This window comes from Agarivorans sp. DSG3-1 (genome assembly GCF_046774965.1).
Lineage (GTDB): Bacteria > Pseudomonadota > Gammaproteobacteria > Enterobacterales > Celerinatantimonadaceae > Agarivorans.
Genome location: NZ_CP177241.1, coordinates 3,122,869 through 3,146,398, shown reverse-complemented (window position 1 = coordinate 3,146,398; position 23,530 = coordinate 3,122,869). Strand labels below are relative to the sequence as shown.

The window sequence follows — 23,530 nt, the reverse complement described above, 5'->3', positions numbered from 1 at the left end:
AAGCCAAGACTTTGCTCATTTGCAAAGCCTCACCTTTTATATGGCTATGTTATAGCTAACAAGATAGCAATTGATTCACTTGCTTAGCCCGTTCATACCAACTCTCAGACCGCACGCTCATCCGTTGGAATGAGGTTCTGCGATGCTGCAAGGCTTGTGGTGTATTCAAACTATCTTCTAGAGCCTGTACCATTTGATAAGCTTCTTTCACTTGAGTCACCATTCCGGCATAAGGTTTTAGCGCCGGAAATGGCGTACTCACCACCGGCCTACCCGCTGCAAGATATTCGCGCAACTTAAGTGGGTCGCACGACGTAATTTGCTTACAGGCTTTAAACGGCAACCAAGAGACCTGCCAATGTTGTACGTAACGAGGTAACTCGTTGTGCGCTATCGCTGGAACAATTTCAATATTACTCACCGCTTTAAACGCGGATACATCGGTTTGTACATCGCCAATAAATACAAAGCGCCATTCTGGCAGTGCTTTCGCTACTTTTACGATTAGCGGAATGTCTAACCAAGCAGCAATACTGCCGTAAAATCCTGCTACAGGCCCACCTTCCAACAATGAAGGCGCAGGACTTGATGGATGTACAAATAAATTGTAATCAACGCCATGAGGTAGTACTCGGGTTTTTGCTGCTACCGCAGGTTGTTTACTAAATTTACGCAACAGCATATCGCTAGCCACTAGTACATGATCAACTTTATTCACAAGCTCTCGTTCGCAATGGGTCACGTGCTGATGATCCACTCCCGCTAAAGCGTTAAAATCATCGCCACAATAATAAATCACTTGGCGCTCGTTAAGGTGCCCCAGCATATCTACTGCTGTAGGTAACGCTATCCAAAGATCAGGTTTACTAATGCCCAACTGTTCTGCCTGTTTGTTAACCTGCATTTTCAAAATACATCGATTTAACCAACGAAAAAAGCGACTACGAGGTGCGGGAAATGCAATCGGAGATAACACATGAATGCTGCTTGGTTTAATTGAAGGCTTACCCGAAAACTCCGTCAACGGTTCCTTTACTCCAGATGCTTTTTTAGTTGTCCTTAACATCGACTTAGCTTTTTCTATAACCCGCTTTGCATCGCGAAAACTTAAACGCGGACGACGTAAACCAATAGAATTAACCCAAAGAATACGATGGTTTTTAGCCAACTCGGTAATTACATGTTGGCTACTACTAGGGTGACGTTGCCAATCTTCACCAAATACAATGAGATCGCGTTTCATATCACTTCTCCTCAATCGCTTTTATTACTTTGGCAGGAACGCCAGCAGCCATAACACCACTTGGCAGGCTTTTAGTTACTACACTGCCCGCCGCTACAACGGTTCCCTTGCCGATAGTGACGCCGGCCATAATAGACACTCCCGTAGCCAACCAAACATCATCTTCCAGTATTACATCCCCTACCTGCTCGTCTTTTTCTGGTAATCCGGCCGCTCGCTGCTCGGCATTTAATGGATGGCCCGGATAACCCGCAATAAAGCAGCGTCCGGCAATACGTACATTATTCCCAATCGTTACTTTGCTACCCACTGCGATAGTTGTTTGCCAACCCACATCAACATTATTGCCAATGCGCAATACCGCTTGCTGCGTAGCACTGCAGCGACCACTAAATGTGGTTGCGCCCGATACACGGCAATCGTTGCCTAAGTGAACAACCAAGCCTTCTCCGAGCAACGGCATTCCACCATATAAGTAGAGGCGTTTTGACGGCCCCAGAGTTTTGCTTCTAAATAGCGGAGTCCACCATAAGATCCTCAGCGTACTTTGCATCACACCACTCAACAGTTTGTGTAAACGATACAAGCCGCTAAAAAACACGGGGATTTTAGGTAATTGAAAAAGCCGTAGGTTTTTTAAGAATGAAAACACTGCTTTCGCTAACGGCGATTCGCTACGTTTTAACCATAACTTGGTATTGTGCAAAAAAAGGCTGCTCATCCGCTTTTCCTCTATTCATCATATTGTTGCTAGTGAATAGGTATTAGCAGCATCCGTGCCAGCAAATAAATCAATGTCAAAACAATTACTTACAACCTTTCTAAAAGTGGTTTTGCAAAATGAAAATCAGCGGCTAACTGATAAGTTAAGGTCGCAATAAGGGCTAAATGACCAAGTTTTATCTACCAAACGCATTACGCCTAGAGCGAGCTTTAGCTAAAACGAGGAGTGAGAAAGGGGAAGGAACGTGTAAGCACTCACAGTGCTTACACAAAGATAAAAAGAAGACACAGACAAAACACAAAGCACTTAAAACCTGACTAAGCGCCCATTGGTGCAGCCTTAAATAAAATCACTGATTAGCAACGGTGCCCAAGGCAGCATTGGGTACATCGTGGCTAGGCTTTATGATCCAAACAGCCCACACCAACAGCCACAATAACGCCAAAGCGGGCAGAATGTGTAACCACATGCTGTGATTTAACCAGGCCAATGCAGGCAACACAGACAAGGGAGGAACAAAAGCACTTAGCAAAGTCGATACGCGATAGCGCAAAGGTTGTAGAACCAAACTAATGGTGGTGAACAATACAAAGCGCAACGCAAAGACAATGTTTGAGGCAACAATTAAGCCCCACACTCCCCAAGTAGGAATCAAGCTGTAATAAAGCACAACCGCCAATAGTGCAGAAGCAATATTAATTCTAGGTAGCCATACTGGGCTATTAGGTAAATAACAGCCAATGTCTGTTACCGCTGTCGCTAATTTAAAGCCTAGCGCTAGCAGCATTAGTGGCAGCCAATCTATACCGCCCAAATAAGCTACCGGCAGCACTTGTTTAATCAGTAAGGGGGCAAATAGTGCAGCGCTTAATAGCAATAACATAATCACCAACATTAAACGCTGATGAGTTAAGGCCACTTCCGCTTGGCCATTGGCTTGCTGCAATACCGCAAATCGGCGCGGTAACCACCAGCTTTCTAATACGCCAAATGCCATCGCGGTTGCTTCTACCACTTTAATCATAATGGCATATTGCGCCAGCGTTTCTGCGCCCAACCATTCAGCTAATAACAGTCGGTCAAGACCGTGCATAACAAACAAGGCTAACGACGCTCCAATTAAACAGCGTTGGTAACTCATGGTTAATTTAGCTAAAGCCCAATCAAGTTTAAGCTTGAGTTGTTGCCGACAAAACCAAATTCCTAAACTTAGCCCCACGGCATTTGCTGCAACGCTGGCGACGATAACGGCGTCCGTAGCCCAGCCTTGTTGCAGCCCCCACAAAGTAAGCCCTACTTGGGTAAGGCACTGGCAAACAACCAAATAGAAGTAACAATCGGCTCGGCGCTCAATTCGCAACCACATCATTAAAGGCTGCAGGGCAATCGAAAAAGCAATCACCGCAGCTACCCCAGCAAACTGCCAAAAGTGTAAAGCCGAGAACAAATCAAAAGGCAACATTGCCAAGCTAACAGCGGCTAAAACAGCCAGTGATAAACCATAAGTGAGGCTGAGTAATAATGAAGACGAAATAAGATTACTTTTTGCCGCTGCCGTTTTGCATTCTGGATAAAAGCGCGGCAAAGCGCCCGCGCTAATTTCTAGTAATGAACACAGAGAAAATACCACAACTAAGCTTTCTAACAGGCCATATTCATGCAAGCTCAGATAACGCGTAGTGACAGGCAGCATCATCAGCCCCATGCCTTTTTGCAGCACCATTAGTAGCCCATACACACCCATTTCTTGCAGCGATTGGCGAGCGTTGCGTATCTTATTCCACAGCATAATTGGCTCTCCCCGCTCGAAGGCGAATTAGCCATAAAGCCCATTCGCGATGTTGCCACTTGTTAAAGCTGCTCACAAAATAATTGTCTTTCACCAAGTCGATGCTTTGAGCTAATTGATACTTCTCGATCAAATGTTGAGTGAAGCGCCAATAGCATAGTAAATCAAACCAACTCACCTGGGTACGTAACTGCAAATAGGCATGTCGACAAAGCATTTCTAAGCATAATGGCGCTGCACTTGGCAATAACTCGCTTTGTTCCATGCGTTGCATAAAGTCGCCAATTGAGCACATACGCGCATACAAACGGCTTTTGTCAGCCCCCGGTTTGCGGCAAATACCGTTGGCGTTATGGCGATAAAAATAGTACGGGTTTTCAATATGCAATATTGTTTGGGCGTATAGCTCCGCCATATAAGAGAAGATTTCATCTTCAAATAATTCCCCTGCAGGGAAACAGATTTGGTGTTGATGAATAAAACTACGACGAAACAACTTGTTACATACCGAAGTATTCTCACTTATGTTGCTATGTGCGTATTGCTCTACCCCTTGAGCAGAGAACTTACTAAAACCACAACTCACCCAATCAGCATTGTTAGCAACCGCTTGGTTAAACAAATGGCTATACATTTGGTTATCTACGTAATCGTCGCTATCCACAAAACCAAGGTACTGCCCTTTGGCGTGACTCATTCCAATATTGCGAGCCTGAGCTAATCCTACGTTGGTAGTAAGGTTGACTATTCTCATCGCCAAGTTTGATTGCTCGGCAAACTGTTTAGCTAGCTGATAAGCATTGTCTGGCGAAGCATCAATCACCACAATCACTTCAATTGACGTTAAGCTTTGTTCGGCTAGGCTTTCTAGGCATTGCCACAGATACTGTTCGGTATTAAACACCGGCACCACAATTGAAACACTAGGCGAACGATTAAGAATCACACTCATTACTTCGCTCCCTGTGCGGTGAGGTTGGCAAGATCAATATTGTCTAAGAATTTTTGCTTTGCTTGACGAGCCTTCACAAAATAGCTGAGCAAAATGATGCGGGGAGCAGAGCCTCTAAACTTAAGGTAGCGACTCACCTTATAGTCCTGCGAGCAATCACCAGCACGCTCTAATAGTTGATACTTAATCACTAAATGATCAACAAAACTAAAGAAGCCGACCAAATCAATCGCAGAAATGTGGTAGTAAAGTGCGCTTAAAGCGTGATTAGCTAAACACTGCAATAACTCTTCAGCGTGAGCATCAATCGCACCTCGGCGTTCCATGTCAGCTAGAAAACGCGCCAGCATTAATTGCTTGTCGTAAAGGTTAAATCGGCCATGATTGTCACCCCTACATAGTCCTTCGGGGCTCATACGGTAGTTGTAAAGAACCTGGTTCACCTCTGCGAGATTATCGGTGGCGAAACGCGCCGTGTAAGCAAAAGGTTCATCTTCGAAAATCACATTGCTGTAAAAATTGATTTGCTTAGACAGCAGATACACTCGACGAAATAGCTTATTGGTAACAAAGGTATCGTCGTAATACTCTTTAGTAGGAAGGTTGTGATACTCAACACTAGAGTCATGTGTTTCAAATGAACGCATTTGGCAACTCACTACGTCAGCGTTGCTATTTAGCGCTTCGGAAAACATCAGTTCAAACATGTTGGCTTCAGCGTAGTCATCACTATCTACAAAACCAATGTACTCACCTTGAGCTGATTGCATGGCAATATTACGAGCCATTGATACACCGACATTTTTCTCTAAAACAATTTTTCGAAAACGCTCCGGGTAGTTTAAGCAATACTCTCCCGCAATAGCGGCACAGCTATCTGGAGAAGCATCTATCACTACTATTACTTCTACGTTTTCTAAGGTTTGTTTGGCTAGCGAATCTAAGCAGCTGGCTAGGTATTGTTCAGATTTATATACCGGAACGATTATCGACACATTAAACATGGGATAGCCCTCATTGTTATGATGCTGCCGATAATGGTTAAACTTAATAAAGCAGCGCCTATAACAGCAATACAGCAAGAGCTAGACCACTAATTTAAAGTTTAATAATTTCAGTAAGATAAGGAGGGAAATAGCAAATTACATTTACACTAAATGGCGGGTTTTGCATTCTGCAATGGTTGACGAAGTAGTTGAGCAATAGCCACCACTAAGGCGGTAAAAATATACACTGGCCAAGTAAAGCCTTGAGTTAAAAAGGTGCCAGATACAATGGTGCCGAGTAAGCCAGCAAACACCCCTTCTGCGCATGCAAGCAAACCTAGATTAGCATTGGCTTGCTGTTTGGCTAACAAATGCAGGTTCCCATGAGCCAAGCGACACACCTTAAATACTAAGATGCAGAAGACCGTAAACCCTAAAAAACCTGTTTCAGCCAATACCCCAAACCATGTGCTATGAACAGCATGGTTTTTTCCATCCCAATGCGATGAAAAGAAATAGTAATTGGCATAAAAATTATCTAAACCTACCCCGGTTAAGGGGTTATACAGGGCCATTTTAAATGCCGCTTGCCAGGCATAAATACGCCCCATTGAAGATTCGTCAATACCGCTTTCGCCGGCACCACCCGAGCTGCGCTCTGACACCCCGGCTAGCACAAACAAAATGGGTAGAGCTAAGGCGCCAATACTGATTAGTAAGGTTTTGTTTTCAACCCGTCGCCACGCCAATACCGCGCTAATGGTAGCAATGCCGAGCAATCCGCCGCGACTCTGAGTGGCTAACATAGCCGCAATAATCGCAATGGTACTGCAAACGGCTAACAGCCGAATAAACCAAGATCCTCGCTGCAAACTAAATGCTAAGGCAAAACCTAAAGGAAACAATAAGGTTAAGGCTAAGTCATTAGGATCTCCCAGTACCGATCCCATAGATCGACCAATAGTAACGCGAGTCCCCTCTACCATCTCCCTGCCAGCAGCAGCATTTTGCAAGGCCACAATGGCAATCATTAAACCGCAGATAAAAAAGGCGATTGCAGCTTTACTAAAGTCTTCCGGCTTACGCATTAACCATGCAATAGCTACCGTCATTAAACCAATTTTACTAAATACACCATTAAAGTAAGCCATGGCTACGGGTCTGCTACTTGCAAAAACAACCCCAATTGCACACAAAATAAAAAAAGCCATTAACCAGCTTAACTCTCTACTCCAGAAGATTTGCAATTTGCGAGAGATAAACAAATGCCAAGCTAAACAGGCTAGCGAACCTAGCGCCAAAAGCTGCGGAATTCGTAATACATACAGTGCCGGAAAAGCCTCGTGAATACGAAAAAATGAGAAGCAAACAAAGCCTAACACAACCCAAAAAGGCAGCTTAAATACAACCACAACACACAAAGGAATAACCCCTAAAGCCATTGGAATCAGTAAGTTAGGGACCTTAAGCCACACTAAGCTAATTAAGGCTACCGCTAACAAAGCGCTCACTACTGCTAAGTAACTACGGGGAATGCTTGCATGTTGCTTAAGGCTTAAATTCATCTTTCTATCTCTCTGGCATAAGTCGTGCTTATGTAGCTACATAAGCAACCTCAATGCCAAGGACACCAATATGTCGAAGCCCACTAAGCCAAGCCCCGTTTGTAGTGTGATAATTCCTAGCTACAACTGCTTAAACTATTTAAAGCAAGCTTTAGCGAGCGTAGAGCAACAACGCGTAGACAACTTAGAGATCATTGTTGTCGACGACAATTCCAGTGACGGAACCTGGCAATGGCTACAACTGTATCAACACAGCCACCCTCACCTACGCAGTATAAAATTAAGCGGCAATGGGCCAGCCTATGCGCGAAACACTGCGATAAAACAAGCTAATGCCCCACTCATTGCCTTTTTAGATGCCGACGATATTTGGCTGGAAGGTAAGTTACAGCGCCAAATTGACTACCATCAACAACACCCCGAACTTAGCTTTAGCTTTACCGACTATCGCCACGTAAGCGAACAAGGCGAAGACCGCGGAACCTGCTTTGAGTTTTGGCCCAGCTACCGCCACCTTAGCCAACAAAAAAAATCATACCAATTCCAAACTAATGCAGCGGGTAAGTTATTTGCTGAAAACGTAGTGGGCACATCAACCGTGCTAGCGTCTAGAGAGGCCTTGTTATCATGCTTCGGTTTTGACGAACAACTGCCGTCTGCAGAAGACTGGGATCTTTGGTTAAAACTCGCCTTAACCGGGCCGGTGGCTGTGGGTAGCTATTGTGACTGCGAATACCTAATGCGCGATGGTTCTGAAAGCAGCAAAAGTCAGCAGAGACTTAACGCAATGCATATTATTTATCAGCGCTATGCTACAAACATCAGCAGCCAATCCACTGCCGCTCTCACCCAAGCGAAAGCCAGAATAGCCACTGCAGAAGCAGAGTTATTCAATGAGAGGAAACAACGAATGTCAGCGATGATGATGAGAATAAAAGCCTTAAGTTTATCCCCAGATAAACGCCGCTTCATCGAAACTTTGGCAGATGCTCGCAACTTACTCCTATTAAAATGAAGCATGCATGACTCGCTTTGCTTTTTAAGTAAAGACTAAAAAGTAAAGCGAGTTATGAAATATCGTTTATTGAAACCCACCAATATAAAATATTAGTATCGACCAAACCTCTCAACCCCATGTTTAATAAAAATAAAAAGTAAACCAACCCACCTCAAAAGAAAAGACTAATACTTAACCTTTATTTTATTTCACAAATTTGAATCTTTAACCTAACATTTAACTGTAAGTTAACTCATTACTTACACTGCATGATGGATCATTGCAGTATCGTTAATGAACGCATTGGCCTCTCAATCTACTTAACGGTTTTACCTCTTGGTAGTTGTGCAAAAAGAGGTCTTTGAAAAAGGGATAACTATGAAAGTATTAAGTTTATTTTTAGCGCTTGCCTTTGCAGCGGGCTCTGCTCAAGCAGTCGGTATTTACGTTTTCAATCAAGATTTCGATTGTACTAAGGTACTTAAAAGCGAGCAGTCTCGTGGCCCTATCACAAAAGCGGTGATAGATGATTGCAAGATGAAAATGAAAAACTAGCGTCGAGCATAAACAAAAAAGCAGTGATGAATTCACTGCTTTTTTACATGATTTAAGCCACTATAAGGCAATACTCTTCAGCTCAACCGCCTGCTACGCATCACTTAAACATTGGTAAATATTTTCAAATTGCGGCAGTACCGCTTGCGCAGAATAATGCTGCTCTACCGTTTTGCTGGCTTGAATGGCTACACACTGCCTTAGTGCTGCATTCTCAGACCACTCAACAATAGAAGAGATCCACTGCTGTAAATCAAAGCCCGCTAACAAAAAGCCATTTTTATGATCTGAAATTAGCGTAGGCAACGCGCCAACATCACTCGCTATTACCGGAATACCCCGCCCCATCGCTTCAAGTGCCGCTAAGGGTAATCCCTCGTTTCGCGAAGGCATACACAACAAATCAATCTCCTGCCAACAGGCGTCCATACAATTTTGCTTTCCACGACATTGTAAGTTTTCCAGCAAAGCATATGATTTACTGGGCTTAAGCTCACCTTCGCCAAACACAACAAAGTTAAACTGCGGTAAGGCTTTCGCTAACTGGTAGAAACGATCAGGCCCCTTAACGTGGGTTAAACGACCAACAAATCCTATGGTGGGTTTATCTTGGCTATCGATTGCAGGCACTTGGTTTGGCACTTCAACAAAGTTATTGATGATCTCTGAGCTAGCCGCTAAACGGTTCGCAATGTCTTCACTTATTGCGATTCTTACATGAGACAGACCCGCAGAATAACGATCGATACAGTCATACCAGGCTAAGCGCCCTTTGCTCACTTCGCCAGCATGAAAGCTAGAGACCAGCTTAATGGGTTTGATGAGTCGTAACATACGGCTGATTAAACCCGCTTTATAGCCATGGCTATGTATCACACTAGGTAACAAGTCGTTCACCGCATGCAATAAGCTGCCAACGCTGCCATCTAAAATCAGCCAAGGTACTTTTTGCTGATTAAGCTGCTGCAACATCGGGTGTGTTTGGGCGTAATCTCGCCAAAACACCACCGACACCTTATGACCTCGCTGGTGTAGCGCAATGGCTAAATTAGCCACATGAGACTCAATGCCCCCCACTGTTTGGCTGTCGATAAACAGCCAAACAGCATCCTGTCGAGGCTTAGTGATGCTGGTGATATAGGCTTGCATAGTGGTCACCTATTAAAAACTAAACGTAGGTGTAGCAGCACTAAGCTCATCAATACTTAGCTCTTGATGAATACGTGTTACATTGCCCGAAGATAGCTGCCACACTTCGGCAACTAAGGTTGAAGCATGTGCAGGCAATGTAAAGTTGATTGCCATTTGTGCTTGGCTAATTTGACCACGCCATACACAAGAGCTGTATTCAACACTGTTATTAGCAAGATCCTTCCATTGAGTGCAAATGTTTAAGTAAGCACGCTCACTTTCTTGATAGGGGTAAGAGACATTTACCGCCACATCTTGCTGGTTACTAAACGTAAAACTTTCTGCTACTTGTACTTCTTCTAAGCTCGTTGCCACTGGCTCTGGGCTTGGTTCTGGCGTAGTAGGCTCGGTTGGCGTTGTTGTTACCGGCTCAGGGCTAGGCTCTGTGGTATCAACAACTGTCGCGCTCTCTCCACCCCCGCCTCCGCCACCACAGGCCACCAATACGCTAACGCTTAATACCAATAGGCTATTGCTTACACACTGTTTTAGCTTAATTAACTGAGTCATCATCTTGCTCCTAATCTTGATAAATAAGTTCGCCGCGGGCATTTTCAAGCAGATACCAATCACTGCTTTGTTGGCCTTCGCTTTGGGCGTACTCTAGGAATTTTGGATAAGCATCAGCCACGCTGATACGCTCGAATGGATACTGCCAGTTGTACGGCACAATAATCGCCCACGGTAAGCCGTTACCTGTTTGGTAGTAGCTGCTGGCAGAGGGATTTGATACATCATCAAAGCTTCCCCATAAACTGCTATCTACAGCAGAACTTGGGCTTTGATTTTTACTATGAATCTCTAAACCACGCCCTGGCGAGCTGGCAAAATAAGGGTTACGAGAATGCTCTGTGGCATAAATGAATGGGTCGAACGGCGCACTCGGTAAAGCATTTTTAGCTAAGCCCTCATGCATCGGTAGTAACACTTTAAAGTGCAATTGCCCGGCCCCTCTACAATCAGCTTGGGTTTTATAAAAGTCACATTGATTTTGATTGTTAATGTATTCACGTACGTCAGCGGCAATAATGGCGGTAATATCGTTAGTATTCTCGTCCAATACACTGGCTTGTAATAATTCACCGTTTATCTCATAACGAATGGCGGCAACATCAACTAGTGACTTATCAATCCCCGGTATGCGTATAGCAAAACCATTATGGAAGCTGGCACCTACTGCACGTACTTCACCTTGCAGCTCAATGCGGGCTACATGGCCGTTAGCAAAGCTCAGTACCTTGGTTTGCAGATTAACCACTAAATCATTTAAGTCGTAATCACCGGCAGCCGGCCAGTTATCTTCAAACGCTACCGTGGCATAACCATCAGCACTTGGGTAGTAACTCACTTGCGTAGCAGAGTCGCCCACATAGATTTGATAATCTTCTACCTCACCGTCTGGCGCACCACCTGTAGCAGCGTTTCCGCCGCCAGAGCTGATTCTGAACCTCGCCCAACGGTCGCCACTTTCGTAGCCTTCGGGCACCGATACTAATAGTGATTGCACTCCTTCCACCACTGCTTGGTCGGTAAGCAACTGCTCCTCGTTATCAAAAGTGCCATTGCCATTAAGGTCGAACCAAGCACTTAAAAAGCCATTCGCCGAGCTGTCCACTTGAATAACAGAGTCCAAACCTACTTGCACATCGGTAACAAATGCGATCCCATCTTCATCATCAAATAAGCGTGAGCTATCATCACTAGCAGGGTAAACATAAGCATCTGCTTCACCATCAACATTTGAACCAAGCTGAATCCCCCCATCAACTAACTGGTGGCGAGCACCATTGTTAATTAATGAAGTGCCAAAGCTGTCTGGTGCATCACCAAAGTCAATATTGGCATCATCGGCGGCTACTATAGGAGCAATAGCACAACGTGCGCCGTCATTATTGCTTGATGCAGGTCCTTGAGCATAAAGCTGAGCCTCAGGAGAGTTAGACGCAATATCAATTTGGAACACTAAACCGTCTGAATTACGGCTAATGTACAAATGACCGCTCACATCAAAATACACCGCACCAAACGTACCTACTTGGCCAACATTGGCAAGGTTCTCGCTGGCGCCAGTTTCTGGGTTAATTCGCCATAAACGCCCTTGGTTATCTACGCTATAAAGCATGCCGTTATCAGGGTGAAACGCCATATCAAAAATTCTAAGATTAAGCGCACTGCCATCAATCACACGTTGCATGCTTAAATAATCTGCATCTGCTGAGTCTAACGACACTCTAAACAAGCCATATGCCGAACCGCTGCGGTAAAGGTAATGGGCATTGCTCTCTACAGCCACATCACCAACATAAAAGCTCACATCGCTAGCAAAGCCATTCCAATTCAGCGCTAAAGGCTCTACTTGGTAGTCGTCGCCAATTCGCGCCAGCGTCTTGTGCTGGTAACTCCAAGCATACAAATAATCGTCATGCAGATTAAAGCCAATGGCATTGAGTTTACCGGTGGTTCCCATGTCTTCAGATAGCGTTTGGTAATAGCCAGTGGCGAGATTAACGCCATACAATTGCGCCACGTTCTGTTGCACGAGAAATGCCTGTGTAGGGCAACTAGAAAATGCTGCACCATAACTACTCAAGGGTGAGCAGAGTAAGGCAAAAGCTAAAGGTTTCCATGGTTTCATAAGTAATCCTATCGTTTACTGATTTAGGTCAGATACTGCTTATCAGCAAGAGCCGAGCCAAACTTGTAACAATATGATTAGTAAGAAATTAAATGAGGTAAATAAAAGAAAAACTAAAGCCTTTTGCATCTTGCAACAGACGATACGTTAAAATATTAAACGGAAAAGTTATCGAACAAATTTCTGCAAGCGCTTGCTGCTACCACTTGAATTTGCTTGCTTTGTTTTGACGAGTAAGCGTTATTGGCAATAGCCTTTAAGTAAAACAACAAAGTGCCGGAAGACAATAAATACTGGTCATTTCAAACGCGTTTCGGTACAGAAATGCGTTAGCGCATTCTCTTATTCAAAAGGGATTAAGATTAACGGAAGCATTGAATAGGCGGGGTTAACGCCCAATTAGCCATTTACTCTCCACTTTCAAAGTGGGCAAAAACTTCCGCACCCGTCATATTTTGTGTTTCATTTTTAAATTCGTAGTATTCGGGCTTTTCATCAATGAATATTTGATGAGTTAGCGTGTAATCATCCTCTGATATCAATAACCCAACAGGAAGGTGATACTGGTTACTTGGCACTAAATAGTAAAACAAGTGAGTACCACATTTACCGCAGAAACCTCTTTCAGCCCAATCCGATGACTGATACCTAACAACGTTTGATTCACCTGATATTTTAACTGAATCAGCACAATCAATAGCTAACATTGGGCCGCCAGACCAATTTCTGCACATACTACAATGACAAGCGGCCAATTCGTTACTGACGTACTCTACTTCCAACTTAACCGAACCACATAGACACGTTCCTTTACCTTTCATAAATCCCTCAATCTTTACAATGTGTGTGAACTATAATAGTCGCTGACGCCACCTTTAGCAGACAATTGTATTTAGCTGCTAAGCGGCGCTATTTGTTCCGCTAGAAACGATTGTTAAATCGTGTAGCGTTAATCACCACCGCCACAACCACCCGAGTCGCCGCCTGAGTCTCCACCACCAAAGCCACCGCCGCAATAACCGCCACCACTTTTACCGGAAACTCCAGTAAGTTTTATTACTAAGGCAAGAACAAAAAGACCAAATATGATTGGAAGAAGCACACTGAAAAACCCACTATCAGACTCAATGTCCATGAAGTGCCATGTTGACCACAAACCGGCCAAAATAATGATCCATGATTTCATAGTTCACCTCCTGTGAAAATTTAACGCCGCGCTTACCGGCGAGAAAAAGCGCAGCTTTTTTGAGTCCAAGCAGCTTGCTGCTGTTGGTAGAGCGCTTTGTTAAATGTTTTACGCTAGGATTTTAGCAACAACCACACCTAGCACTATTAACAACCCCCAGAAAACCTGCAAATAGGGAGTTTGTTTAATTGTTTTTGCAAATATAGCAACGAAGCCCGTAAGCAGGCCAGCGATTAAAAACAGGCCAATAGCAAATACAATTACGGTTGCATCGATTGTTGTATACGCGATATTGGTATAGCCACCATGATCGTTCACGCTGCTTCCCGTTTTACCTATATATTCAGCTACTGCATATACCGTCGCGCCCCACGTAAGCAAAGTACTGAAGCATAGCAAGGCCACTGAATTTAAAAACAACCTTAAATTGACTATATCTACGATCTTATTCATTGATTACATTTAGACATAATGACTCCCCAAGAAGGTGCTGATCTCCAACTTCGTGGGTTAGCTGAAAGCCAGAGCCATAATAGTTAATGATAATAAACTAGATTGGAGATCAGCATGAATAAACATAACATACTTTTTATTGGCCTAGATACTCACAAAGAGTTTGTTGAAGTCGCCTATATTGAAGACCAACGCGGGGCGCAAGCGGTTCACTTCGGCAGAATATCTAGCGCTAAAGCCGCCATTGTTAAACTGGCCAAACAGCTTCACTCTAAATACCCAAGAGCCACCTTACACTTTGTCTATGAAGCGGGGCCTTGCGGTTACTGGATATACCGCCTGCTCACCAGCCTTGGCCATTGTTGCTATGTGGTCGCCCCGTCACTTATCCCTAAAAAGCCAGGCGATAAGATAAAAACCGATAAGCGTGATGCACTCAAACTTGCCAAGCTGCTAAAAACCGAAGACCTAACACCTATTTACGTCCCAGAGCCTGAGGATGAAGCCGTACGGGATTTATCGCGTGCGCGTGAGACCGCTATGAAAGACTTAAAGGATGCCAAGTATCAGTTAAAAGCCTTGCTACTACGTAATAACATTAACTATGCGGGCACTGCCAATTGGTCGGCTAAGCACCTACGCTGGCTCACCGAGTTAGTGCTCCCCCACCCAGCACAACAAATTGCGCTACAAGAATACTTACACACCATTAATGAACGTATTGCTCGCCTAAAGCGTCTTGATAATGAATTAGCGCATCAGGTACAAGCATGGCGTTATTACCCAGTAGTGAAAGCCGTACAAGCCATGCGTGGTGTTCGATTATTGGTGGCTACTGGCTTGATAGCAGAGCTCGGTGATATACGCCGCTTTGACCACCCACGTAAGCTCATGAGTTATTTAGGCTTAGTGCCCAGTGAGCACTCTAGCGGAGGGAAACGGCATATAGGCGCCATCACCAAATGTGGTAATGGCAGAGCAAGGCGTTTACTTATTGAAGGGGCCCATAGCTACCGTTATCCCGCAAACATCTCTACAGATTTACAGCTAAGGCAGGAGGGCTTACCCAAAACAGTTGTTGATAAGGCGTGGCAAGCACAACTACGTTTATGCCGTCGTTATCAGCGTTTAATGCACAAAGGCAAACATTACAATGTGGTGGTCACCGCCATTGCACGTGAAATGATTGCCTATATCTGGGCCATAGCAAAACAAGTGGTATTAATTAATGTTAACCCCAAACATCGTTTAGCTAGGGTCCCCGCATAATGACAAAAATAGAGTTGATGTATGAGCTTAAGCATCGGCTGTGGCACAACCACCGACGGCGTTAGGATGGCAGTTATCGAAAAGTAATTGACCCACGAGCATAGACTGAAGACAGGTGCCACGACGGAATAAGTAAGGTTAGCGCTGCCCGCTGTTTGGGTAATCTACGGATATCAGCATGAGAACCGACGAACTTACTTGCTTCAAGCTCATGCATTAACTCGCCCTTTAGGCAAAGAGCAATGGTTCACACGAGCTAGGGGTTTAGGCGCTCAACTTGACATGGGGAGTCATACCAACGCCCAAATAAGGGGCTGATTAATAGTTGGCTAAAATGTGAAGCGGAGCGAAACCGAGCCAACTGTTAGCAGTCCCGCTTAATTTTCTTGTTAGGCTACGTTAATTGCCAGTAGCCTTATTAACTGTATTTGCAGGTATAAAAGATATAGAACCGTCTTTGTAACCAGTATCTGCAAGTGAGTATGTTATTGAAAAAATAGCACCTAATAGTAAACCCGATGACTTGACCTCAAATATTTCATTTGCCTGTGATAATGAGCGTTGGGTATCTAGTAACGATAGAGTGAAATGCTTATTTAATAAGTTTTTCAAGTTAACTTCATCAATGAATTTTGTTCCAACAGAGCAACCACCACCATTAGCGTAGGCTATTAGGTAGTTACGTCCTTGATAAGGAATATATACAGTACTACCACCTAACTCTCTCATTACAGGATCTGCCATTTCATTAGGTAATACTTTACCACCTGAAGATTTAGCCATTAATGTAATGTTACTAAAGTCAGTTTGATTTTGGATACAAAAAGCATCCAAAACCTCAATAGTGAGCTGTGCTTCTGATTTATCTTCGTTGGCAACAACTGAAATGGACAACGATAATAGTAAAAACGAAATTATCAGATTTAACACCATATTCTCCAGTAGCCTAACGCTGCTATTAAGTGGAAAATAATGGTTGGCGTATAATCGCGAAGCGATGGCCAACTGTTATTTTTCCACTTGAATGCCCTTGTTAGTAGGCCATTCAACACTGACGCCTCAAATTGAGACCACTTTCATGATATTACTGAAATAGTTATATTAAAAACAGGTGATTAGCGACGCAATGTGACGAGCGATTCTATTAATTTTGCGTAGACTCCGCACAACTCGATATTACAAATAAATACAAACACCAAAGCAACGACAAAAACTACACATGATTCAGTTTAAAGTGAATTTTAAACGCATAACGTAAACCAAATTCGCACTCTATGAAGGCCTACTAACGCCGCACTAAGCGGACTAAAATAGTGGGTTATAATGTGTAGCGAAGCGAAACCTAACCCACTGTTTTAGTTCCGTTTAAGTGCCTTGTTATATTTTTAACTGCAATAATTAAAGATAGCTTTTTTTATTGTCTCATCAGTGACTACACTCCCAGCCCACCACTCTTTGGATTGTACTGGAACCATATTGAAATTATCACACCTTTCTTTATATATGTTGTAAATGTCCTCTGTGGTACTAATAACGTGTTTTTTGTCGTTTCCATATTTAGACAGGTGAAGATCGTAGTTATAACCACCCTTGCTATTGCTCACATTACTACCAATAATTGCTAGATTATTACTTTCAATACTTGCCCACCAAAATGTAGGCCAAGCCATTGCATATAAACTAAACCAAGTAATAAAAGCACTTGCTAATAGCAACCCAACCAAAGCCACCTTAAATAGCTCTTCTTCTTGCTCTTTAGCAAACAATATTAAAATAGGCACAAGGGTAATTGGTAAAACTACATAATATGCAATATTTTCAATTAGTTCACTTTGTATATAAGGAACATGTATAAAGCTGATTAAACTGAAAATAACAATCAACATTAAAGTACAGATAAAAAACAACTTTAACTTGGATATCACATATCCCCCAGAAAAATATAACGCTAAGTAGGCCGCACGTGCGACCTATCCCATTCAATGAGCGCGCGGCCTATCACAAAAAATATGATCTTAATCACATTCGCTCATCAATTCTTGATTTGATATTAACTCATTGTCTACCTTAGTTTTTTACTCGGAATCAATCAATCGTCAATCCATTTCTATCATTGATTACTTTGACAAAAGACGCAAATGAAACTACAAATACTGTATAAATATACAGCTAAAAAGTGCGCAACATGTCAAACACACCACTGCGGCTCCAGCAGCGATTTAGAAATACGATTTATCAGCACCATTACAGTATTCGCACCGAGCAAACCTATTGGCATTGGATAAAACGTTTTTTGTATTTTAATCACAAACAACACCCGGAAAAACTCGGAGCTGCTGACATTGAGCGATTTCTCACTCACCTAGCGGTCGATAGACAAGTTGCTCCAGCGACTCAAAACATCGCGTTTAATGCCTTAATGTTTCTCTATAACAAAGTACTGCGTATCGAAATGATTGGAATTCAGGCTAAACGCGCGAAAAAAAGAGTCAACATTCCCGTGGTTTTTACTCGAGGAGAAGTGAGCCAGGTAATTGCGAATTTACCGGCGGACTATCAGATCATGGCTTCACTGCTATACGGTTCGGGATTAAGACTCAGTGAATGTTTGAGATTACGGATTAAGGACTTAGATTTTGATCAAAATACAATTACCGTACGGCAAGGCAAAGGTAATAAAGATCGCGTGACTCTATTACCCCCTAACTTGATCCCAACGCTTCGCGATAACATTCTCCTGAGCAAAAGTGTTTTTACCCACGATATGAGTCTACATTATGGCGGAGCAACAATGCCTTACGCGTTAGCCCGTAAGTATCCACATTCTCAACGATCGTTTTCTTGGCAGTTTTTGTTTCCTTCTACTCGCCTGTGTATCGATGCTAGAACAGGTGAGCTCAAGCGTCATCATATTCACCATAGTGTGCTCCAGAAAGCTGTCACCAAAGCCGTGCGTAATGCTGGAATAAATAAGCCTGCAAGTTGTCATACCTTTAGGCATAGCTTTGCCACCCACCTTTTAGAACAAGGGACTGATTTAAGAACTATACAAGAATTACTTGGCCATCAAGATGTAACAACAACCGAAATTTACACACATGTTATCGGTCGTCATACCACGGGCGTCAAAAGCCCTTTAGAGTGCTTAGTTCAAGCTGCAAAATAGATGATTTATTTAAAGCGCTTCAAAGCGATTATGCATTCTAGTTGGCGATTAAACTTGGTTCGTAAATCAAAAACAAAGCCATTAGTTTTAATCGGGAACGCTCATTCATGGGAGAGATGGTCGTAAGAAAACTCAACATGTTTTGGGGCTGAAATGAGACAGACCACAAATGCCCAACAGTTTCTTTAAAGCAATAATATTCAAGCTTATTGTGCATACTCAAACTTTATTGTTTACCGGCGCTAAGCCCTGCGAACAGGGCTTTTATCACCAGCAAGCAATAAGTGAACTAAATAGCCTCAGCCTCTTCCCATGATTGTTTTTTGCGGTAAATGGTTGAAGGGCTTACATCTAATAGCTCGGCGGCTTTTGGAATATTGCCATCGCAGTGATCAATCGCATGTTCAATGGCTTCTTTCTCGGTGATCCACAAAGGTTGAATTTGGTATTGGCTGCCACCCACTACATTTGCGCTAATTTCAGCCGCCTCTACTTCTTCCTGATGGCGACCATCTTTACCAATCGCTCCTTCAGGCACTAGGGTGTTAATAGGTGGTGGAAGCTGGCTAGCTAACACCTCTTTACCGTCATGCAAAACGCAAATATTGCGGATTACATTTTGCAATTGGCGAACATTGCCCGGCCAATCGTAATTACTCATTACCGTAGCAGTTAGGCTAGAAAAACGGCGGAATTGTTTGCCCTCTTCTTTGGCATAACGGCGCAGAAATTTTTGAGCAATGCCCGGTACATCTAAGCCACGTTCACGCAGTGGTGGTAGGTGAATAGGCACAACGTACAAACGGTAGTATAAGTCTTCTCTAAAACGCCCTGCTTGCACTTCTTCCCATGGGTCTCGGTTAGTGGCACACAAAAAACGCACATCAACTTGCTCTTCTTGGCTGCCTCCTACTTTTTGAAATCGCCCCGTTTGCACAAAGCGCAGTAGCTTTGTTTGTAAGTCCATGTCCATTTCACCAATTTCATCAAGGAACAAGGTGCCTCCATGAGCTTGCGAAGCCGCGCCAGAACGCATGGATGATGCTCCGGTAAAGGCACCTTTTACATGGCCAAATATTTCACTTTCCATTAAGTCTTTTGGAATGGCGCCACAATTTATAGCAATAAAAGGTTTGTCGGCTCTGCCGCCTTGTTTATGGATTGCCTCTGCACACACTTCTTTACCTGTTCCACTCTCTCCGGTAATAAACACTGTGGCTTTGCTGGGCGCTACTGCTTCAATCATACGATACACATTTTGCATGCTTAAGCTGCCACCAATAAAGCCATGGAAGCTGTCGCGCCCCGCATCGGCTTGGTAGTCTTCTACTAACGATTTTAGTTTGTGCAGGTTAACGGCATTGTTCACAGTCACTTTTAGGCGGCTGGCATCAAAGGGTTTTTCTATAAAATCCACCACCCCTAAACGCATTGAATCAACCGCTACATCCACAGAACCATAGGCGGTAATAATAATCACCGAGGTCGGTAAGCTGCGCTCAACCATCCACTCTAACACTTGCATACCGCCCATATCGGGTAGGTTTAAATCAAGTAACATGACCTGAGGCGATTGTTTTGATAAGAAGTCTATTGCTGCGCTGCCGGTAGCTACGCGCTCTAGTTTAAGGTTTTCTTTACTAAGATACGCTTGATAAGTGGCAGCCAATGTTTCGCTATCTTCTACTAACAATACCGAGGCTTTAAGCTCAGTTCCCATAGCATCTCCCTAGGCAATAACTGTTTTTTCATACTGCTTAATTGCAGTAAGCGTTTGTTCTACGGTGTTCGCCAATGTTGGCACATGTTCATCTAACGCTGATATGTCGGAAGCTTTACCTGCTACCTCAATAGCCAACGCTAACTTACGTAAGCGCTCGCCACCAAATGTTGCCACATTCCCCTTCATGGTGTGGGCAGCTAAGGCCACATCATCAAACTCTTGCTGCTGATGAGCCAGTGTAATGGTGGCCAATTGAGCCTCAGTTTCTTGGTAAAGCAACGAAAGCATTACTGGCAGTGCGTCTAAACCTGCGTCTTTTACCAACTGCTCAAGCACTTGTCGGTTAAGCAGTAAGCTAAGATCTTGTTCGGGTTCATCGTTTGCTACTTCTGTATCAACGTCAACTTGATCAAGCGTATGACTGACTAAAGGAGCTTCAAAAACGGTTAGTGTTGGTGTTTTTTCCTTATACCATTGCACTAGTTTAGCTCTAAGCAAGGGGATATCGATAGGCTTAGTGATAAAATCATTCATACCTGCTGCAAAACAAGCTTGTTTGTCTTCGGCAAAGGCATTGGCGGTCATGGCTAATATTGGCGTTTGCTGATTAAGGCCCTCAGCTTCTCGTATCTTTCTAGTGGCAGCCAATCCATCCATCACCGGCATGGCCATGTCCATTAAGATAATGTCGTAATGATTATGCTGACACATTTCTACGGCTATTTGGCCGTTTTCAGCGCTGCTCAATTCTTTAATAAAGTCTTTAAGCACTTGAGTCACCACAGCGCGATTCATGGCGCTATCTTCCACCAATAAAATGCGCGCATGTTTGGCTAATTCGGGATTAGGCTCTTTCTGCTCCAGTGCATCGTCTAGTTGAATAGTAGGCGCGTGTCGCCCTCTAAATGGCAAACGAACAGTAAAGGTTGTGCCGCGGCCAACTTCACTCTCTACTTCAACTTCGCCCCCCATTTTCTCCACTAACTGACGGGTAATCGCCAACCCTAAGCCGGTGCCGGAGTATCGTTTAGTGACACCGCTTTCTACTTGGAAAAACTCTTCAAACAAACGTTCTTTATCTTCTTTCTCAATGCCTATACCAGTATCTTTTACTTTTAGCTCCATGCCATAAGGCTGGATAGGTTTTAGAGCCAACGTTACCCCACCCTCAGAAGTAAATTTAATCGCGTTGCCCATTAAATTAAATACAATTTGCCTAAAGCGCAGCGGCTCACCAAAGTACTCGGGGAAAATGTCATCGTCTATCTGCAATTCAAATTTCAAGGCTTTTTGCTGAGCGGTGGTATTAAATAGCCTAACAATACTTTTTAAGGTCTCCGCTGCAGAAAACCACTCATTGTTAAACTCTAACTGACCGGCTTCAATTTTTGAAAAATCCAATACGTTGTTTACCAAGGCCATTAAGGTATGGCCTGCTTCGTTGCCGGTATCAACAAAGCCTTGCTGCTCTAAGCTTAAGTCTGTGTCTTTAAGGATTTGATTCATATTAATAATGGCATTTAGCGGGGTACGAATTTCATGGCTCATACTGGCAAGGAAACGGCTCTTGGCTAAACTGGCCGCTTCGGCGTCTTGCCTGGCGCGCTCTAAGGATTGCTCAACGGCTTTCTGCTCGCTTAAATCGGTAAAGTGCGCAACGTAATGCGTCACCTCGCCTTCGCTGTCTTGAACCGAAGAAATGCTTAACCACTCAGGCAGTCGCTCACCATTTTTACGAAGATTTACGATTTCACCCGACCACTCGCCCTGCTGTTTGAGATGCAACCACATGTTGTTGAAAAAGGCTTGATCATGCTCACCGGAGCTTAAAATAGATGGTGTTTGGCCAATGGCTTCTTCTTCTGAATAGCCAGTGATTCGGCTAAAAGCGTGGTTCACTCGAACAATTTCTGCGTGTTGATTAGTGATAAAAATGGCTTCGTTGGCGTCAAAGGCTTCAGCGGCTAACTGCAACTCTTGCTCGGTGCGTTTTCTATCGGAGATATCTCGCATAAACGCGGTAAATATTGTGTCATCGCCCACTTCAACCGAGCTAATGGTGAGCTCTGAGAGAAACTCTCGGCCATCTTTATGCAATGCAGGTAACTCTAAACGTTGATTAAGCACCGGGGCTTCGCCGGTTTCTCTGAAGTGTTTCATGCCATTGCGGTGAGCATCCCGAAAGGCCTCGGGCACAATAAAGCTCGCCAGTTCTTTGCCCACCACTTCATCGTGAGTAAAACCAAAAATACGCTCGGCACTTTGGCTAAACTCCAGCACATAACCATGGCGATCGGTGGTAATTACCGCGTCCATGGCCGAGCTAATGGTTGCTTTTAATATCGACTGGTTTTGCTCTAGCTCTAAGGCTAATTTTTCTTGTACCTCTATGGCCTGTTTAAACTCTAAATGTGATTGCTCCAACGCAGCAGACATTTTGTTAAAGGCTCGCGAGACTTCTGAGATCTCATCTTTACCCTTCACATCAAGCTGAATGCCCGGTCCAATTTGGGTAATGGTTTTAGCAGCATCGCGCAGGCCACCGAGTTGGCGGGTAAGGTAAGTGCCAAGCAAAAACGAAAACAAAGCCACTAAGCTAATTTCTAACAGCGCAATGCTTACGCCAAAGGAACTCGCTTCAGAAATTAAGCCGTGTAGGCCATGATCATAAATGCCAATTTGAATGTGACCATAGAGTTTGTTGCCGATAACAACATCACTTTCATTAACAAATATCTTGTGTTCATGGTCACCAAGATTGGGATCAACCGAAGGATGCTGATGTGGTTCGATTCCACCTTTAGACAATAAGCGTTTGTTCTGGTCTGTAATCACCACATAGGCGACATCTTTTTGCGAGGAAAATTCTTCAGTTAGGCTATCAAGTGTGGCTAAGTCGGTGGTGATAATGGCATTTTTAGTGGTAGACGCAAACAGCGACGACATCATTCTGCCATGCTGTTCCACTTGTAACTCATTTGAATCGTACAGCCATCCAATGCTGCTATAAACCAATACCCCTAATAATACGGCTTCTATTAGGGCCACGCCGAGAACGGTTTTCGCTTTAAAGCTTAGATTCATCGCGCCTTTCCA

The 23,530-nt window shown here is 43.8% G+C and carries 20 protein-coding genes; 4 read left to right on the top strand and 16 right to left on the bottom strand.

Annotated elements, in window-relative coordinates; all coding sequences use genetic code 11:
* Positions 1–55: 55 nt before the first annotated feature.
* The 6 genes from ACLD71_RS14630 to ACLD71_RS14605 form a co-directional block, all read right to left on the bottom strand.
* On the bottom strand, positions 56–1,243 hold the full coding sequence (locus ACLD71_RS14630) for a glycosyltransferase (RefSeq protein ID WP_137673098.1): 1,188 nt from the start codon (positions 1,241–1,243) through the stop codon (positions 56–58).
* A 1-nt stretch (position 1,244) separates the two neighbouring features.
* A complete protein-coding gene (locus ACLD71_RS14625) occupies positions 1,245–1,964 on the bottom strand; it encodes an acyltransferase (protein WP_411991153.1) in 720 nt (239 codons plus the stop codon).
* A gap of 352 nt (positions 1,965–2,316) precedes the next feature.
* Positions 2,317–3,756, bottom strand: coding sequence for a lipopolysaccharide biosynthesis protein (locus ACLD71_RS14620; protein WP_411991152.1), 1,440 nt, complete (start codon positions 3,754–3,756; stop codon positions 2,317–2,319).
* On the bottom strand, positions 3,743–4,708 hold the full coding sequence (locus tag ACLD71_RS14615; protein WP_137673101.1) for a glycosyltransferase family 2 protein: 966 nt from the start codon (positions 4,706–4,708) through the stop codon (positions 3,743–3,745). Before ACLD71_RS14615 ends, ACLD71_RS14620 begins: the two co-directional genes overlap by 14 nt.
* Positions 4,708–5,712, bottom strand: a complete 1,005-nt coding sequence (locus ACLD71_RS14610) for a glycosyltransferase family 2 protein (RefSeq protein ID WP_411991151.1) — start codon at positions 5,710–5,712, stop codon at positions 4,708–4,710. Before ACLD71_RS14610 ends, ACLD71_RS14615 begins: the two co-directional genes overlap by 1 nt.
* Positions 5,713–5,861: 149 nt before the next feature.
* Positions 5,862–7,259, bottom strand: a complete 1,398-nt coding sequence (locus tag ACLD71_RS14605) for an O-antigen ligase family protein (protein ID WP_411991150.1) — start codon at positions 7,257–7,259, stop codon at positions 5,862–5,864.
* Positions 7,260–7,329: 70 nt separating this feature from the next.
* On the opposite strand from ACLD71_RS14605, the gene ACLD71_RS14600 reads away from it, so the two are divergent.
* Both ACLD71_RS14600 and ACLD71_RS14595 read left to right on the top strand, forming a co-directional pair.
* The gene (locus ACLD71_RS14600; RefSeq protein WP_411991149.1) at positions 7,330–8,274 is read left to right on the top strand and encodes a glycosyltransferase family 2 protein; all 945 of its coding nucleotides are present in this window, start codon (positions 7,330–7,332) and stop codon (positions 8,272–8,274) included.
* Between the two features lie 360 nt (positions 8,275–8,634).
* Positions 8,635–8,811, top strand: a complete 177-nt coding sequence (locus ACLD71_RS14595) for a hypothetical protein (RefSeq protein WP_154675871.1) — start codon at positions 8,635–8,637, stop codon at positions 8,809–8,811.
* A gap of 93 nt (positions 8,812–8,904) precedes the next feature.
* Here the strand turns inward: ACLD71_RS14595 and ACLD71_RS14590 are convergent, their stop codons facing one another.
* The 6 genes from ACLD71_RS14590 to ACLD71_RS14565 form a co-directional block, all read right to left on the bottom strand.
* The gene (locus ACLD71_RS14590) at positions 8,905–9,960 is read right to left on the bottom strand and encodes a glycosyltransferase family 4 protein (RefSeq protein WP_411991148.1); all 1,056 of its coding nucleotides are present in this window, start codon (positions 9,958–9,960) and stop codon (positions 8,905–8,907) included.
* Between the two features lie 12 nt (positions 9,961–9,972).
* On the bottom strand, positions 9,973–10,515 hold the full coding sequence (locus ACLD71_RS14585; protein WP_137673106.1) for a hypothetical protein: 543 nt from the start codon (positions 10,513–10,515) through the stop codon (positions 9,973–9,975).
* Between the two features lie 7 nt (positions 10,516–10,522).
* Positions 10,523–12,637 (bottom strand): LruC domain-containing protein, encoded by a 2,115-nt coding sequence (locus tag ACLD71_RS14580; protein ID WP_411991147.1) that lies wholly within the window; start codon positions 12,635–12,637, stop codon positions 10,523–10,525.
* Between the two features lie 407 nt (positions 12,638–13,044).
* Entirely contained in the window at positions 13,045–13,458 is a 414-nt protein-coding gene (locus ACLD71_RS14575) for a GFA family protein (RefSeq protein ID WP_137673108.1), read from the bottom strand.
* A 128-nt stretch (positions 13,459–13,586) separates the two neighbouring features.
* Complete coding sequence (locus ACLD71_RS14570) at positions 13,587–13,823, bottom strand: hypothetical protein (protein WP_411991146.1); 237 nt, start codon at positions 13,821–13,823, stop codon at positions 13,587–13,589.
* 108 nt (positions 13,824–13,931) lie between these two features.
* Positions 13,932–14,276: a hypothetical protein gene (locus ACLD71_RS14565; protein WP_411991145.1), complete on the bottom strand. Its 345-nt coding sequence runs from the start codon at positions 14,274–14,276 to the stop codon at positions 13,932–13,934.
* A 114-nt stretch (positions 14,277–14,390) separates the two neighbouring features.
* Between ACLD71_RS14565 and ACLD71_RS14560 the strand changes: the two genes are divergently transcribed.
* The gene (locus tag ACLD71_RS14560; protein WP_411991144.1) at positions 14,391–15,545 is read left to right on the top strand and encodes an IS110 family transposase; all 1,155 of its coding nucleotides are present in this window, start codon (positions 14,391–14,393) and stop codon (positions 15,543–15,545) included.
* 399 nt (positions 15,546–15,944) lie between these two features.
* Here ACLD71_RS14560 and ACLD71_RS14555 read toward each other — a convergent pair whose 3' ends face one another.
* Positions 15,945–16,478, bottom strand: coding sequence for a hypothetical protein (locus ACLD71_RS14555; RefSeq protein ID WP_411991143.1), 534 nt, complete (start codon positions 16,476–16,478; stop codon positions 15,945–15,947).
* 452 nt (positions 16,479–16,930) lie between these two features.
* Positions 16,931–17,431, bottom strand: coding sequence for a hypothetical protein (locus ACLD71_RS14550; protein ID WP_411991142.1), 501 nt, complete (start codon positions 17,429–17,431; stop codon positions 16,931–16,933).
* Between the two features lie 299 nt (positions 17,432–17,730).
* On the opposite strand from ACLD71_RS14550, the gene ACLD71_RS14545 reads away from it, so the two are divergent.
* Positions 17,731–18,711 carry an integron integrase gene (locus ACLD71_RS14545; protein ID WP_411991141.1) on the top strand — a complete coding sequence of 327 codons (981 nt, stop codon included), beginning with the start codon at positions 17,731–17,733 and terminating at the stop codon, positions 18,709–18,711.
* 289 nt (positions 18,712–19,000) lie between these two features.
* Here the strand turns inward: ACLD71_RS14545 and ACLD71_RS14540 are convergent, their stop codons facing one another.
* Positions 19,001–20,431 (bottom strand): sigma-54-dependent transcriptional regulator, encoded by a 1,431-nt coding sequence (locus ACLD71_RS14540; RefSeq protein ID WP_411991140.1) that lies wholly within the window; start codon positions 20,429–20,431, stop codon positions 19,001–19,003.
* 9 nt (positions 20,432–20,440) lie between these two features.
* Positions 20,441–23,518 (bottom strand): PAS domain S-box protein, encoded by a 3,078-nt coding sequence (locus ACLD71_RS14535; RefSeq protein WP_411991139.1) that lies wholly within the window; start codon positions 23,516–23,518, stop codon positions 20,441–20,443.
* Positions 23,519–23,530: the final 12 nt, after the last annotated feature.